This window comes from Stenotrophomonas sp. AN71, from assembly GCF_050435725.1.
In the GTDB taxonomy this organism is placed as follows: domain Bacteria; phylum Pseudomonadota; class Gammaproteobacteria; order Xanthomonadales; family Xanthomonadaceae; genus Stenotrophomonas.
In genome coordinates this window covers 52100-67306 of the sequence record NZ_JBNDKU010000007.1, presented here as the reverse complement: position 1 = coordinate 67306, position 15207 = coordinate 52100, and the positions used below count along the sequence as shown (strand labels likewise).

Here is a 15207-nt window from a genome sequence, read left to right as displayed (position 1 = left end):
CCACGGAAAGCCTCATCCACGCATGGCGTGGATCTACCGTGTCGACCGAGGTCGACACCTACCAACGGCAGCGGAACCGACAGATCGCCGGAGCCTGTCGACGGCGGGGCACTGTGGGTTTGCGGGGTGTGAGCCGTATGGATGCGGCGACCAAGCCCCCATGGACGGGTTTACGGCGTCCCCGCGAACCCGCAGTGCCCCGCCCTCCCACGGGATGCTGGCTTTTGACGTTGCCGTTGCCTTCGCCTCGGCGGGTGCAGGGCGCAGCCCTGCAAAGCCCCCTTCCCCATACCCCGCCGAATGGGTATACAGTCGACCCGTACCGGCATCGTGCCGGAATGAACCCTGGGAGGGGACCATGCGCAAGACCTTCAAGACCCTGCTGCTGGCGCTGCCGCTGTGCCTGGCCGCGCTCTCGGCGCAGGCTGCCGACAGTGCCGCTGGCCGCTGGAAGACCATCGACGACAAGACCGGCAAGGTGAAGTCGATCGTCGAGATCAGCCAGGCCGCCAACGGCACGCTGACCGGCAAGGTGGTCGAGATCCTGCACTCGGACAAGGGCCCCAACCCGGTCTGTGATGGCTGCGAAGGCCCCAACAAGAACAAGCCGGTCAAGGGCATGACCATCCTCTGGAATCTGAAGTCCGACGGCGGCAGCAAGTGGTCCGGCGGCACCATTCTCGACCCGGCCAACGGCAAGACCTACAAGTCGAAGATGGAACTGCAGACCGGCGGCACCAAGCTGGACGTGGCCGGCTGCATCGCCTTCATCTGCCGTACCCAGACCTGGGTGCGCGAGTAACCGCCCGGGCCCACGTTGCCCCCCCGTGACCCGGCTCCGGCCGGGTCACGTCGTTGCGGGCATGCGATAATCTGCGGTTCCCCTCGGATCCACCCCGCGACCATGACCCGTACCGCGCTCGTCACCACCGCCCTGCCCTACGCCAACGGCCCGCTGCATCTGGGCCACCTGGTCGGCTACATCCAGGCTGACATCTGGGTGCGCGCGCGGCGAATGAGCGGCGGCAAGGCCTGGTTCGTCTGCGCCGACGACACCCACGGCACGCCGATCATGCTGGCCGCGGAAAAGGCCGGGGTCACCCCGGAAGCCTTCATCGCCAACATCCAGGCAAGCCACGAACGTGACTTCGCCGCGTTCGGCGTGGCCTTCGACCACTACGACTCGACCAACTCGGCCGCCAACCAGGCGCTGACCGAGCAGTTCTACCTCAAGCTGGAAGCGGCCGGGCACATCAGCCGCCGCTCGGTGGCGCAGTTCTACGACCCCGCCAAGGGCATGTTCCTGCCCGACCGCTATGTCAAAGGCATCTGCCCGAACTGCGGCAGCCCCGACCAATACGGCGACAACTGCGAAGTATGTGGCGCCACCTATGCGCCGACCGACCTGAAGGAACCGCGTTCGGTGATCTCCGGTGCCACGCCGGAAATGCGCGATTCGGAGCACTTCTTCTTCGAGGTGGGGCATTTCGATGCGTTCCTGCGCGACTGGCTGGCCGGCGACGTCGCCCTGCCGGGCGTGAAGGCCAAGCTGGGTGAGTGGCTCAATGCCGAAGGTGGCCTGCGCGCTTGGGACATCTCGCGCGATGCGCCGTACTTCGGTTTCCAGATTCCCGGCCAGCCGGGCAAGTACTTCTACGTCTGGCTGGACGCGCCGATCGGCTACCTGTCCAGCTTCCAGACCCTGTGCGGGAAGATCGGCGAGGACTTCGAGGCGCACCTGCGCGCCGGCACCAGCACCGAGCTGCACCACTTCATCGGCAAGGACATCGTCAATTTCCATGGCCTGTTCTGGCCGGCGGTGCTGCACGGCACCGGCCACCGCGCGCCGACCCGCCTGCACGTCAACGGTTACCTGACCGTGGACGGCGCCAAGATGAGCAAGTCGCGCGGCACCTTCGTGATGGCCCGGACCTTCCTCGATGCCGGGCTGGAACCGGAAGCGCTGCGCTACTACTACGCCGCCAAGTCCGGCGGCGGCGTCGACGATCTCGATCTGAACCTGGGTGACTTCATTGCCCGCGTCAACGCCGACCTGGTTGGCAAGTTCGTCAACCTGGCCAGCCGCTGCGCCGGTTTCATCAGCAAGCGCTTCGACGGCCTGCTGGCCGCGCAGCTGCCCGATGCCGCTCAGTACCAGCGCTTCGTCGACGGCCTGGCGCCGATCCGTGAAGCCTACGAGCGCAACGACCCGGCCGCGGCGATCCGCCTGACCATGACCCTGGCCGACGAAGCCAACCGCTACATCGACGACGTCAAGCCGTGGGTGATCGCCAAGCAGGAAGGTGCCGATGCGCAGCTGCAGGCCGTGTGCAGCCAGGGCCTGAACCTGTTCCGCGTGCTGGTCACCGCCCTGAAGCCGGTGCTGCCGTCCACCGCCACGCAGGCCGAGGCGTTCCTGGCAGCGCCGGTGAACGACTGGACCGACCTGGCGCAGCCGCTGCTGGGCCACCGCATCACCGACTACACCCCGCTGTTCACCCGTATCGACCCGAAGAAGATTGACGCCATGATCGACGCCTCCAAGGACACCCTGCAGCCGGCCACCGCTGCCGCCCCCGCCGCCAAGGCCGACGCATCCCCGGTAAAGGCCGCCAAGCCGGCTGCACCCGCACCGGCCAAGGACGAAGCGAACAGCACCGATGCTCCGGCCTACATCGGCATCGACGACTTCGCCAAGCTTGACCTGCGCATCGGCAAGGTGGTGGCGTGCGAGTTCGTGGACGGCTCGGACAAGCTGCTGCGTTTCGAACTGGACGCCGGCGAGCTGGGCAAGCGCCAGATCTTCTCCGGCATCCGCGGCAGCTACGGCGAGCCGGAAACGCTGGTGGGCCGCAGCGTGGTGTTCATCGCCAACCTGGCCCCGCGCAAGATGCGCTTCGGCCTGAGCGAAGGCATGATCCTGTCGGCCGGTTTCGACGGCGGCGCGCTGGCGCTGCTGGACGCCGACAGCGGCGCACAGCCGGGCATGCCGGTCCGCTGATGCCCGCAGCGGGCGTGGCCACGGCCGCGCCCGCCGGCACCACCGGCCGCGGGAGGCAATGCGATGGAAGGCAACGGAATGGAACTGGCGCTGTTCGACTTCGACCACACCGTGACCACCTGCGATACCTATGGCCGTTTCCTGCGCCGCGTGGCCACTGCCGAACAGCTGGCGCAGGCGTGGTGGAAAATCGGCCCGTGGCTGGCCGCGTACAAGTTGAAGCTGATCTCGGCCGAGCGCATCCGCGCCCGCGTCACCCGCCTGACCTTCAGCGACCGCCACAGCGACGATATCGCCACCCTGGCCGCCGGCTTCTCGCGTGAGTTCCTGCCCGACGTGGTACGCCCGGAGATGCTGGAACAGATCCGTTGGCACAAGGAACAGCAGCACACCGTGGTGATCGTGTCCGGTTCGCTGGATCTCTACCTGCGCCCGTGGTGCGAATCACTGGGCCTGCTGCTGATCTGCAACCGGCTGGAAAGCCAGGACGGCCGCCTGACCGGTCGTTATGCCGGCGGCGACTGCGGCCCGCGCAAGGTCGAGCACATCCGCCGCCAGTTCGATCTGTCGCGCTACGTGCGCATCCATGCCTACGGTGACAGTTCCGAGGACCGGCCGATGCTGGCGCTGGCCCACGAACGCTGGTTCCGCGGCAAACCCTTGAAGTAACCCCAACGCGCAGCCTTCGCCACGCATGAGCCTGATTCCGCCCCTGACCGAACGCCTGGACCGCCTGTTGCCGCAGACCCAATGCGGGCAATGCGGCTACGACGGCTGCCGCCCGTACGCACAGGCGATGGCGCGCGGCGAGACGGGCGTGGACCGCTGCCCGCCCGGTGGCGATGCCGGAGCGCGTGCACTGGCGCAGGTACTGGGCGTGCCTGCAGTGCCATTCGATCGTTCGCGCGGCGAGCACAAGCCACCGCAGGTGGCGTTGATCGTGGAAGCCGACTGCATCGGCTGCACCAAATGCATCCAGGCCTGCCCGGTGGATGCCATCGTCGGCGGCGCCAAGTACATGCACACCGTGATTGCCGATCTGTGCACCGGCTGCGAGCTGTGCATTCCACCGTGCCCGGTGGACTGCATCGAGCTGCTGCCCGTGCAACAGGGGTCAGATCCCGTTTCCAACAGAAAAGGGATCTGACCCCGCACGACGGTTACGGTACTGCCGCCGTCACCACGATCTCGACCTTCCACTCGGCGTGGGCCAGCTTGGCTTCGAACGTTGCGCGGGCCGGGGTCGCGCCCTCGACCACCCACTCGTCCCATGCCTTGTTCATGCCGTCGAAGTCGGCGATGTCGGCCAGGAACACTTCGGCGCGCAGCACGTGCTGGCGATCACTGGCCACCAGCGCCAGCAGCTTGTCGATCTCGGCCAGCACCTGCCGGGTCTGTCCGGTGATGTCCTGGCTGGTGTCTTCCGGAATCTGGCCGGAGAGGTAGGCGACCTTGTTGTACACGGTCATTTCGGACATGCGCGGTCCGACGTCGTAACGCTCCATCATGGGCGTGTCTCCTGCGGGTGATCAGACCTGCATTGTCCTCCAAAGCAGTCAACGATGGGTGCAGGGAGCGCCGTCCACGCACCGTCACTACCGGCTTCCGACACCCGTGCTGGTCAAATGCCAGCGACAGGCGCACGATGCGCCACGCCCGCGTTGACACCGCCCTCGCCCCTCCTGACGCACCCTTGCGCCGATGACCGAAGCCACCGACCCCGCCACCGCTCCCTCCACCCCGGCATGGAAGCGGGTCCTCACCATCGTCGTTCCCCTGCTGATCCTCGCGTTGGCCCTGCACGGCCTGGCCAATGAGTTCGATGAGAATGGCTACCGCGCCATTCGCCACGCCTTCCATCAGCTCAGCGGTACGCAGATCGCGCTGACCGTCGTGCTGGGCCTGGCCAGTTATGCCTGCCTGATCGGCTTCGATGCCATCGGCCTGCGCCGCAGCGGCATCCGCGTGCATCCGGCGCGCATCGGCATCACCGCCTTCCTGGCCCATACCCTGGGCCAGACCGTGGGCTTTGCCGCGCTGACCGGTGGCGCCGTGCGCCTGCGCGGTTACCGCACCGCCGGCCTGGATCTGGCGCAGATCGGCCAGGTGGTGCTGATGAGCACGCTCGGCTTCGTGTTCGGTGCGTGGCTGCTGATCAGTGTGGCGCTGTGCATGGAACCGGCGGCGGCGGCACTGGCCTTGCCACTGGATCCTGACGCGGTGCGCGTGGTCGGCATCATCGCCCTGCTCGCCTATGCGGCCACCCTGCTGCTGGTCGGCCGCGACGGGCGCCAGTTCAGCGTGTTCGGCCATGCCCTGTGGCTGCCCGACCGCCGCACCATGATCGGCGTCACCGTGCTCAGCGTCATCGAGCTGGTGCTGGCCAGTGCCGCGTTCTATGTGCTGCTGCCCGACTCCACCCCGACCGGCCTGCCTGGCTTCGTCGGCCTGTACCTGGTCGCAGTGCTGGCCGGGCTGATCTCGACCGTGCCGGCCGGCCTCGGCGTGTTCGAGTGGAGCCTGCTGAAACTGCTGCCGCAGGTCGCACCGGCAGCGGTCCTCGCCGCTGCGCTGATCTACCGCGTCACCTATTACGTGTTGCCGCTGGTGCTGGCCACGCTGCTCGCACTGGCCCCCGCCCTGCGGCAGCCGCTGCAGGCCAGCGCCGGGGCCACCCGCGCCGGCTGGAACGCGCTGCGCCCCTGGCTGCCGCAGATCATCGCGCTGGCAGTGTTCAGCATCGGTGCCGCGCTGGTCATCGACGGCACGCTGCCCACACCACGCCGCCATCTGGTCAACGCCTCGCTGCCGATCCTGGAAACCTCGCACCTGATCGGCAGCCTCAGCGGCGTTGCATTGCTGCTGATCGGCCAAGGCCTGGCCCGTCGCAGCCATGCGGCGTGGATGCTGGCGATGGCGGTGTGCGTGATCACCCCGCTGCCGCTGTGGCTGCGCGGCGGCCAGCCACTGATCGCGGTCTCTGCGGTATTGGTGGCGATGGCGCTGTGGGCAGCACGCCGCGAGTTCTACCGCCAGGGCGCGCTGCTGGATGAGGCGTGGTCGTGGCCGTGGCTGCGTAACCTCGGCCTGGTGCTGGTCGCGGTCACCTGGCTGCTGTTCTTCACCTACAGCCATGTCGAGTACCAGAACGAGTTGTGGTGGGAATTCGCGGTGTCCGGCAACGCCCCACGTGCGCTGCGTGCACTGCTGGTGGTGGCCATCGCGCTGGTGATGTTCGGCCTGGCACGCCTGCTGCACAGCACGCGCAGCCCGCTGCCGGCCGCCGATGAGGCCACGCTGCAAGCGCTGATGCCGGTGCTGGCCAGCGCTACCGACACGCAGGCCTGCCTGGTGCTGACCGCCGACAAGGCGGTGCTGCGCGACGATGCGAAACAGGGCTTCGTGATGATGCAGCGCTATGGCGGCTCGCTGATCGCGATGGGCGATCCGGTCGGCCCACCGGACGTCGCGCGCGCGTTGATCTGGCGTTTCCGCGAAGAAGCCGACCGGTTGGGCCTGCGCCCGGTGTTCTACCAGGTCGGCGAAACCTATTGGCAGACCTATCTCGACCTCGGCCTCGGCCTGGTCAAGCTGGGCGAGGAAGCGATCGTGCCGCTGCACGACTTCGGCCTGGAAGGGCGCGAGCGCGCCGACCTGCGCCAGGCCTGGAACCGCGGCAAGCGCAGCGGACTGTCATTCCGCGTGGCGCCGGTGGAGGACATTCCCAGCCTGCTGCCGCGCCTGCATGCGATCTCCAACGCCTGGCTGGAAGACAAGGCCGGCGACGAGAAAGGCTTCTCGCTGGGCAGCTACGACCCGGATTACCTGGTGCGCTTCCCGGTGGCGCTGGTCGAGGCTGAAGGCCAGATCGTGGCTTTTGCCAACCTGTGGCAGGCACCGGCCGGTGCCGAGCTGTCCGTCGACCTGATGCGCCACGTCAACGAGGCACCGAAGGGCACCATGGACTTCCTCTTCATCGAGCTGTTCCTGTGGGGCCGCGCGCAGGGTTATGCGCGTTTCTCGCTGGGCATGGCGCCGCTGTCGGGCCTGGCCCAGCATCGATTGGCGGGCCGCTGGAACCGCCTGGCCGGCCTGCTGGCACGGCATGGCGAACGCTTCTACGGGTTCAGTGGGCTGCGCCGCTTCAAGTCGAAGTTCGATCCGCAATGGCGGCCGCGTTACCTGGCCGCGCCGGGCGGCATGCACCTGCCAGCTGCACTGCTGGATGCCACGCGATTGATCTCGCTGGACCCGCGGCGGAACTGACGAGCCGCATCTCGCCGGGCATGGCCCGGCGCTACACATCGCCTGGTAGGTGTCGACCTTGGTCGACACGCCGCATCCCATGGTGTTGCAGGCCCCGGCGCCGACCAAGGTCGGCGTCTACCAACGTCCGTCGAGCATGGCTCGACGCTACATGAACGTCAGGCGCCGCCCTTGAGGATCACTTCGGCCAGCCGGTCGTAATCACCATTGAAATGATGGTCGCCCGGCAGCTTCACCTTCTGCACGCCGTCGTTGGCCGGCAGGCCGGGGCACAGCGCGTCGTCGTCGTCCTGGCCATAGACGCACAGGGTCTTGCCCGCCGGCAGCCTGGCCACTTCCGGTGCGATCGGCAGGCCGTCGCCGCCACCGCCCAGCCAGTTGCTGACATGGAATTCGAAGTCGGCCTTCTTGCCCACCGACAGCAGCACGATGCGATCCAGCGCGCTGCGGGTGCTGGCATCGAGCTGGTTGATGGTGGCCGGCAGCACATCGGCGCCCTGCGAGAAGCCGATCAGCATCACCTTGTCGCGGTGCCACTGCTGGCGGTAGTGGTCGATGATCTTCTGCAGGTCGCCGGCAAAGCCCTTCGGCGTGCGCTCGCTCCAGAAGTAGCGCAGCGAATCGATGCCGACCACGGCAACGCCATGTTCGTTGAGCGAAGACGCCACATCCTTGTCCAGGCCGGCCCAGCCGCCGTCGCCGGAAACGAACACCGCCAGCGTATCGCCCGAGCCGGTGGCCGGCATTTCCACGACGGGCAGCCCCTTCAGTGCGGCCGGCGGTGGCGCCAGGCTGACCCCGACCTGCGCGCCCATCACCCGCGCCGCAGCGACCAGGCCCGGTGAGGCATCGCCATGGGCGGTGCGCTTGAACTCGCGCGCCATCGCCACCTGCTGCACGAACTGGCTGGCCTGGCCCACCTTGCAGCCATGATCACCGGCCGCGCTCAACCACGGGAAATTCAGTTCGGCAGGCTGCAGTTTGTTGTGCTTCACGCCATCACCGCAGACCATGCGCTCGTGATTGTGGTCCGGGCAGAAACCAGTGGTCAGCAGGCCGGCGAACACCTGGGTGTCGGCCTGCGCCGCCAGCGAATACGCCAGTTCGGCGCCTTCGCCATCACCGCCCACCAGCGGCAGGTGGTAACCGGGCAGATGCAGGGATGCCTGCAACCAGCGCGAGAAGTTCTCGACGTCGCCGGAACCGAACGAGCAGCTCGGGTCGCCCTCACGCTTGAGTACGCCACGCAGGTGCGCGATGTCCACCGCAGCGACCATGGCGCCGTCGGCGCGCAGGGCCTCGATCGGCAGGCGGCTGGTATCGCCACCGGCGCTCGGCTCATGGAACCAGATCACCACACGCTGCGGCGTTCCTGCCGGCATGTGCACCGGAATCTGCTCGAATCGCCCATGGCTGAACTGCTGTGCGGTCGCCGCCGCCGTTGCCGGCAGCGCGGCCAGCGCCAGCACCACACCCATTGCCCTGCCCAGCCCTGCACGCTTCATATCGCATCCCCGGTGGAATGCGCACACGATACGCTGACGCCGCGTGCACGGCACGTACCGGTCCCGGCCGTTGGGGTTTCAGCAGGCCCGGCCGCGGCGGCTGCGGCGGTACAACGCCAGCGCCAGATACACCAGCCAGCCCACGATCACCGCGATCACCACCTTCTGCCCCACGCCGCGTGGCGGCCCGGCGCGCCACAGCACGTGCAGCCACAGCAGCACGAACGCCAGCCAGGCCCAGCCCCAGAGCAGCCCGGCCGCAGACTGCCAGCCCGGCTCACGACGCAGATACCAGGCCTGCAGCAGCATGCCGACGCTGGCGCACAGGAACGCGGTGTTGGCCGCCAGCCCGTGGATCAACGGTGCCAGCAGCGGTGTCGCCTGGGGCAGCCAGCTGTCACCGATGGCAACCGTGGCCAGGCCCAGCGCCGATACGGTGAACAACAACGGTGCGGCGGCGCTGCGGCGTGGCCCGACGCTGTCACGGTACACGGCGATGCCGAGCACCGCGATCGCCAGTGCCAGCAGGCAGTACGCCGCGCGCAATGCCAGCCCCCAGGGGCCATGCAGGTAAAGGCTGAGCGTGGCCTGCACCCAGTCCAGGTCGGTGCGGGCGAACTGGGTCCACAGCGCGGTCACCACGAACAGCAGCAACGCCGCCCCGGCCAACATTGCCGCCGGACGCGCACGGTTCATTGTGTCGCCTCCGGGTGCCGCGCCTGCCATTCCGCCAATGCCTTGCGGTAGCGCTGCAGCTCGTCGGCATACAGATCCAGCACGCACAGTGGGCAGCCGCTGCCACAGCATTCGTTGGGGCCGGGTTCTTCCGGTGGCAGCGGACGGGGATCGGGATCAGGGACTGACACAGGGGCACGCGCTATCTGGAATACAGGCCCCCAGTGTAACGGGGCGACTCAGCGGCCCAGCTGTCGGCGCAGGTTCTCACGCGCCGCCGCGTCCAGGCGCTGATGGAAGAAATCGCTGAGGAAGATGCGCGGCGCCCGCAACAGGCCCTGCAGGAAACGGCGACGCCCGGCCCGGTACAGGAAGCCCGGTACCACTCCTTTGTACTCTTCGGCCACGCCGCGGTCGTAGGCGGCGAACACCGGCTCCGGCGCGGCCAGGATCGCCATGTCGCAGTCCAGGAACAGCGCAGCCTCGGCATCGACATCCTCCGGGCCGAGCCCCCCATGCTGCGCGGTCAGCAGGATCAACTGCTCCACCCGGCCGGCATCGACGCCCGCCAGTTCCGGCGCCTGCGCGATCGCCTGCACGGCCAGCTGCGCGGAACGCGCCTCGTTGTCCTTGCGTCCGGCCTGGTAGACCGCATCGTGATAGAGCGCGGCCAGGTAGACCTCGGCCGGCTGCTCCCAGCCTGGGCCCTCGGCCACCTCCTGGCAGTGCTGCAGCACCGCGCGCACATGGCCGAAGTGGTGATAGGCCCGTGGCGGCGCTGCGTAGCTGTCCTGTAGTGCCTGCCACTGTGCCGGAGCAAGCGTGAGCGGAGAAAAGTCCATGCGCCGATCATCCCGCCTGCGTCGGCGCCGGGCAAGCTGACGTTTTTTTCACCACGCAATCACAACGCCCACCGCAGTAGGCGGCAACGCGGTTGTCCACAGCTTTGTCGAGCGCTGGTCCACATCGATTGTGGATGAACCCGCGGGCCGACCAACGGTCGCTGCGGCGCTCCGTGCACAGGTCTACACTCGCCTCAGGCGGGAGCGCCCGCCGCCGCCGGGAACCGTCATGCACCGTCCTGCCGCCCGCTCTCTCCTGATTGCGCTGGCCACACTGTCTGCGCCATCGGCGCTCGCCCTGGATGTTGCCGGGCCCGCCCCCACGGCAAGCACCGCCGCGACCGTCGCCCTTCCTTCGCCGCAGCAGGTATTTGCGATTCCACCTGCGATGCGCGACATGCTGCGCACGCAGGTGATCAATCGCGGCTACTCACGCGAGCAACACCTGCAGGCGCTGGTGGAGATGATCTTCGACCGCCATGGCATGGACCTGCAGTACGACGCCGACGCGACCCTGACCGTCAGTGAGATCTGGCAACAGCGGCGCGCCAATTGCCTGGCCTTCACCCTGATGTTCGTCGCACTGGCACGCGAGGCCGGCATCCAGGCGCGCGTGCAGGAAGTCGGCCAGGTGGTGTCCTGGTACCAGGATCAGGACCAGGGGCTGGTCTACACCGTCGGCCACGTCAATGCCGGCGTCGGTTTCGGAGGTCGCTTCGCCACCGTCGATCTGGACCGCAACGTGCTGTACGACCGCCGCGGCCCACAACCGATCAGCCAGGCGCGGGCGCTGGCGCACTTCTACAACAACCGCGGGGCCGAGCGCATGGCCAGCGGCGATCTCGCCGGCGCACGCACGTTCTTCAGCGCCGCGCTGGTGCAGGACAGCAGCTTCGCCGCCACCTGGAACAACCTGGGCGTGCTGGAAAACCGCAGCGGCGATACCGGCGCCGCACGCCGCGCACTGGAAACGGCCCTGCGCCTGGACGGGCGCCAGGACGCTGCACTGAACAATGCCAGCACGCTGTACCGCACGCTGGGCATGACCGCGCAGGCACAGTCGCTGGAACAGCGGTTGCGTTCGGTGCAGCGCGAGGACCCGTTCACCCAGTACATGCTCGGCGCGCAGGCCGAACGCGCCGGCCAGCTGGACGACGCGATCCGCTACTACCGGCAGGCCGTGCGCCTGTACGACACCGCGCACCAGTTCCACTTCGGGCTGGCGCGGGTGTATTTCCTGGCCGGCCAGCTCACCCGTGCCGACCGCGAACTGCTGCGCGCGCAGGAACTGGGCGGTGCATCGCAGCAGGCGCGCTACCAGTCCAAGCTGGACAGCCTGGCACGCTGGCGCGCGCAGCAGCAGGCCCGGCGCTGAAGGCTGCTCAGGCCTTCTTGAGGAAGCAGGTCTTCAGCACCAGCCCCTTGATCTTGTCCGAATTGCCTTCGATGTGTTCGGCGTCATCCTCGACCAGGCGGATGTTGCGGATCACGGTGCCCTGCTTGAGTGGAATCGAAGAGCCCTTCACCTTCAGGTCCTTGATCACGGTGACGGTGTCACCGGCCTGCAGCGTGTTGCCGTTGCTGTCACGCACCACCAGGGTCGAACCGGCACCGTCCTCGGCGGTCCATTCGAAACCGCAGTCGGCGCAGATCCACAGCGCGCCATCGGCATAGGTGTTTTCCAGGGTGCACTGCGGGCAGGCGGGGACAGAAGACATCAGCAAGTACCTCAAAGTGAATCAACAGCGGCCATTGTAACCGCCCGGCCACCCCGCCCCTTTCCCGGGCCGGCACCCGGCTGCCGGCCTGATCCGATCCGGAGCAGGACACCGCTGGAACTTGCAGTCGGCAGCGAACTGCAGCAGAGTGCGCGGCCCCTGATCGCCCCCGGAACTTCCCATGCGCCTCGGCATCGACTTCGGTACCAGCAATTCCGCCGCCGCCATCGTGCATGAAGGGAAACTGCTGCCGATCCGCTTCGGCGACGCCGAGCAGTTCCGCACCAGCGTGTATTTCCCAGGCGTGGTGCCCGACCCGGACGACTTCCAGCTCGATGACGGGCAGGAGCACCAGCTGCAGCAGATGGTCGACAGCGCGGCGCGCGCGGCCCGCGCCGCCGGCCAGGAACGCACGCCGCAGGCCCTGCGCCGCGAAGCCCTGCGCGCGCTGCGCCGCGAATGGATGGAAGCCCGCGCCGGCAAGGAGCGCAGCGCCAGCGACCTGCTGCAGAACGCGGTCTACGGTGACGATGCGCTGGAAGCCTACTTCGAGGAACACGAAGGCAACCTGGTGCAGAGCCCGAAATCGATGCTCGGCTACAACCTGCACCCGCGCGCGAAGCAGACCATCACCGGTATCGCCGCGCACATCCTCGAACACATCCGGCTGACCGCCAGCGCCCAGCTCGGCCAGCCGCTGCGCGCCGCCCTGCTCGGCCGCCCGGTGCAGTTCCGCAGCTCGATCGGCGAGGCCGGCAACGCGCAGGCGCTGGACATCCTGCGCGAGGCCGCCACCCAGGCTGGCTTCGACCACATCGACTTCCTCGAAGAACCGGCCGCCGCCGCGATGCACTACCACGCCGAGAGCCGTGAACGGCACCAGGCGGTGATCGTCGACATCGGCGGCGGCACCACCGACATCGCCCACGCCGAGGTTGGCGGCGAGGCGGCCCCGCGCATCCACCGCGCCTGGGGCATCGCCCGTGGCGGCACCGACATCGACCTGGCGCTGAGCCTGTCCAGCTACATGCCGCTGTTCGGCCGCGGCATCACCCGCGTGCCGGCCCATCACTACGTGGAAGCGGCCACCGTGCAGGACATGACCCGCCAGCGCGACTTCCGCCAGCACAAGTACGACCACGTCGACGAACCGTGGGGCGCGCGCCTGCAGGCCCTGCAGGACACCGGCAATACCGCCCGCCTGTACCGCGACGTCGAACGCGCCAAGATCGCCCTCAGCGCCACCCATGAGCACCGCAGCCACCTGGACTACATCGCGCGCGACCTGCACGCCGACAGCAGTGCCGACGGTCTGGCCGCCGCCGCCCATGGCTATCTGGATCAGATCCGCGAACTGCTGGCCCAGGTCCGCAGCGACATCGGTGGCGACCCGGATGCGGTGTTCCTGACCGGCGGCATGTCCCGCGCCGGCTACCTGCGCCAGGCCGTGGCCGAGGCCTTCCCGGGGGCCCGCATGGTCCACGGCGAGCCCTCGCTGGGCGTGGTCCAGGGCCTGGCACTGGCGGCGGCCAGCCAGGATTAACAAAACGTTACGCGGTCTAAGTTACCCTTGGTCGGCTAGAACCCTGCTGCACCTTCCACCGGCCACGCCGGTGTGTGTCTGCCGTGCAGCCCGGCCCGCACTGCGGGCCTAGCGGCCATGCCTTCCTGGCTCGTTCATGGTCCGCGTACCACCTGAGCCGCCACCGAGACCCGCTTTGGGCACCCGCCAGGCCCCTGAGGCCTTACAACCTGACGCAGCACCTGCACCCATCGACTGCCGCCGTTGTGACGCGGTCTGTTGCCGGCTGCCCGTGCTGCTGCAATCCGGCGACCAGGTGCCCGGCCAGTTCCTCGCGCGCGACACCCACGGCCGTGCCGTGATGGCGCGCAACGAAGAAGGCTGGTGCGCGGCGATCGATCCCTATCACCTGCGCTGCACGATCTATTCGCAGCGCCCGGCGATCTGCCGCCAGTTTGCGATGGGCGGCGATGACTGCCGCCGCGAGCGGCAGGACTACCTGCGCCAGGCTGATGCCTGGGCGCTTTCCTCCCCTTCCACCTGACAGGAGCAACCATGCCCCGCAAGGCAAAGACCCCCGCGAAGGCCAGCAACAGCATCCGCAGCGAACGCAAGGGCGCGGCCGCCAGCACCGTGGTCAGCAGTGATTCGATCGCTTCGGACCTGGCTGCGTTCCGCAAGGCCGGTGGCAAGATCGAAGTCCTCGGTACCACCTGGGCGCTGAAGAAAGCCAGCTGACCCACCTCCGACCGCGGCGGCGCTGCCGCCGCGGCCTGCCGGATCGCGCTCAGCGATCCAGGCGAACCCGCACACTGCCCGAGTGCGACTGGATGCGGATGTCACCGTCGCCACTGCCCAGCCGCGTATCCAGATGGCTGCCCGGCCCGTAGCGCGGACGCTCCACGTCACCGGCATCGCTGTTGATCGAACCACTGAAACTGTTCACCGACAGCTGCGCCGATACCGTGCGCGGCAAGCGCAGGTTGACCGACGCACTCACCGATTCAACGTTGATGCGCCCGCCCGGCGCCAGCCCGGCCGCCGCCAGGTCGATGCTGCCCGATACGGTTTCCACCGCCAGGCGCTGCACCCGTCCGGCATCGACCTCGACCCGGCCGGACACCGTCTGCGCGCCGATGTCGCCGGATGCGCCGCCACCGGCCTCGATCCTGCCACTGACCGTATTCACGTCCAGCTTCGGTGTCTGCAGCCGCGCACTGACGCTGCCGCTGACCGTGTTGAGCTTGGCATCGCCACTGCGCCCGGCCGCGCTCAGGCTGCCGCTGACCGTGTCGGCCTGCAGGCGACGCACGTCGATACCGCTGATGTCCTGGCTGGCACTGACCGTGCTCAGCAGCAGCTCCACCGAACGCGGCACGTTCAGCACCAGGGTGGCGCCGCCGTTGTTGCTGCGACGCGGGTATTCGATCTCCCAGCGCACGCGGTTGGCGCTCTTCTCCTGGCGCAGCTGCAGGCCGTCGCTGAGCGTGCCGCTGAGCTGCACATCGCTGCGGTCCCAGCCACGCACGGTCACCTTGCCGGCGATGTTGCTCAGTTCAATGCGACCGCCCGCCGCCAAGGTGTGGCGTTCGTCGATGCGGGTATCGGCCAGCGCCACAGCGGGGACCAGCAGCAGCGCGACACAGCAGGAAATCAGGGTTCGGGTCATGGGGGGTCT

General features: G+C 68.2%; 16 protein-coding genes. 9 read left to right on the top strand and 7 right to left on the bottom strand.

Annotated features, from left to right (window positions below; all coding sequences use genetic code 11):
* Positions 1-358: 358 nt before the first annotated feature.
* From ABH900_RS12530 to rnfB, 4 genes are all read left to right on the top strand, one after another.
* Positions 359-802, top strand: coding sequence for a DUF2147 domain-containing protein (locus tag ABH900_RS12530; protein WP_429623211.1), 444 nt, complete (start codon positions 359-361; stop codon positions 800-802).
* Between the two features lie 102 nt (positions 803-904).
* Positions 905-3001, top strand: coding sequence for a methionine--tRNA ligase (gene metG / locus ABH900_RS12525; RefSeq protein WP_429623209.1), 2097 nt, complete (start codon positions 905-907; stop codon positions 2999-3001).
* Between the two features lie 78 nt (positions 3002-3079).
* Positions 3080-3670 carry an HAD family hydrolase gene (locus tag ABH900_RS12520; protein WP_429623408.1) on the top strand — a complete coding sequence of 197 codons (591 nt, stop codon included), beginning with the start codon at positions 3080-3082 and terminating at the stop codon, positions 3668-3670.
* A 25-nt stretch (positions 3671-3695) separates the two neighbouring features.
* Positions 3696-4148: an Rnf electron transport complex subunit RnfB gene (gene rnfB, locus ABH900_RS12515; protein WP_429623207.1), complete on the top strand. Its 453-nt coding sequence runs from the start codon at positions 3696-3698 to the stop codon at positions 4146-4148.
* Between the two features lie 13 nt (positions 4149-4161).
* On the opposite strand, the gene ABH900_RS12510 is transcribed toward rnfB, so the two are convergent.
* Positions 4162-4509, bottom strand: coding sequence for a RidA family protein (locus ABH900_RS12510; RefSeq protein WP_005418155.1), 348 nt, complete (start codon positions 4507-4509; stop codon positions 4162-4164).
* Positions 4510-4702: 193 nt separating this feature from the next.
* Between ABH900_RS12510 and mprF the strand changes: the two genes are divergently transcribed.
* The gene (mprF, locus tag ABH900_RS12505) at positions 4703-7267 is read left to right on the top strand and encodes a bifunctional lysylphosphatidylglycerol flippase/synthetase MprF (protein WP_429623206.1); all 2565 of its coding nucleotides are present in this window, start codon (positions 4703-4705) and stop codon (positions 7265-7267) included.
* Between the two features lie 158 nt (positions 7268-7425).
* On the opposite strand, the gene ABH900_RS12500 is transcribed toward mprF, so the two are convergent.
* From ABH900_RS12500 to ABH900_RS12485, 4 genes are all read right to left on the bottom strand, one after another.
* Entirely contained in the window at positions 7426-8772 is a 1347-nt protein-coding gene (locus ABH900_RS12500) for a virulence factor family protein (protein WP_429623205.1), read from the bottom strand.
* Between the two features lie 78 nt (positions 8773-8850).
* On the bottom strand, positions 8851-9468 hold the full coding sequence (locus tag ABH900_RS12495; protein WP_429623203.1) for a DUF998 domain-containing protein: 618 nt from the start codon (positions 9466-9468) through the stop codon (positions 8851-8853).
* Positions 9465-9638 carry an oxidoreductase-like domain-containing protein gene (locus ABH900_RS12490; protein ID WP_429623201.1) on the bottom strand — a complete coding sequence of 58 codons (174 nt, stop codon included), beginning with the start codon at positions 9636-9638 and terminating at the stop codon, positions 9465-9467. Before ABH900_RS12490 ends, ABH900_RS12495 begins: the two co-directional genes overlap by 4 nt.
* Before the next feature lie 48 nt (positions 9639-9686).
* Positions 9687-10289 (bottom strand): HD domain-containing protein, encoded by a 603-nt coding sequence (locus tag ABH900_RS12485; protein WP_429623200.1) that lies wholly within the window; start codon positions 10287-10289, stop codon positions 9687-9689.
* Positions 10290-10518: 229 nt separating this feature from the next.
* Between ABH900_RS12485 and ABH900_RS12480 the strand changes: the two genes are divergently transcribed.
* Positions 10519-11664, top strand: coding sequence for a tetratricopeptide repeat protein (locus ABH900_RS12480; RefSeq protein ID WP_429623198.1), 1146 nt, complete (start codon positions 10519-10521; stop codon positions 11662-11664).
* Positions 11665-11671: 7 nt separating this feature from the next.
* Here the strand turns inward: ABH900_RS12480 and ABH900_RS12475 are convergent, their stop codons facing one another.
* On the bottom strand, positions 11672-12007 hold the full coding sequence (locus tag ABH900_RS12475; protein WP_429623197.1) for a zinc ribbon domain-containing protein YjdM: 336 nt from the start codon (positions 12005-12007) through the stop codon (positions 11672-11674).
* Between the two features lie 181 nt (positions 12008-12188).
* On the opposite strand from ABH900_RS12475, the gene ABH900_RS12470 reads away from it, so the two are divergent.
* The 3 genes from ABH900_RS12470 to ABH900_RS12460 all read left to right on the top strand — a co-directional run bounded on the left by ABH900_RS12470 (position 12189) and on the right by ABH900_RS12460 (position 14267).
* Complete coding sequence (locus tag ABH900_RS12470) at positions 12189-13550, top strand: Hsp70 family protein (RefSeq protein ID WP_429623196.1); 1362 nt, start codon at positions 12189-12191, stop codon at positions 13548-13550.
* A 229-nt stretch (positions 13551-13779) separates the two neighbouring features.
* Positions 13780-14073 carry a YkgJ family cysteine cluster protein gene (locus ABH900_RS12465; RefSeq protein ID WP_429623407.1) on the top strand — a complete coding sequence of 98 codons (294 nt, stop codon included), beginning with the start codon at positions 13780-13782 and terminating at the stop codon, positions 14071-14073.
* Between the two features lie 11 nt (positions 14074-14084).
* A complete protein-coding gene (locus tag ABH900_RS12460) occupies positions 14085-14267 on the top strand; it encodes a hypothetical protein (RefSeq protein ID WP_005410566.1) in 183 nt (60 codons plus the stop codon).
* Positions 14268-14316: 49 nt separating this feature from the next.
* On the opposite strand, the gene ABH900_RS12455 is transcribed toward ABH900_RS12460, so the two are convergent.
* Positions 14317-15198, bottom strand: a complete 882-nt coding sequence (locus tag ABH900_RS12455) for a DUF4097 family beta strand repeat-containing protein (RefSeq protein WP_429623195.1) — start codon at positions 15196-15198, stop codon at positions 14317-14319.
* Positions 15199-15207: the final 9 nt, after the last annotated feature.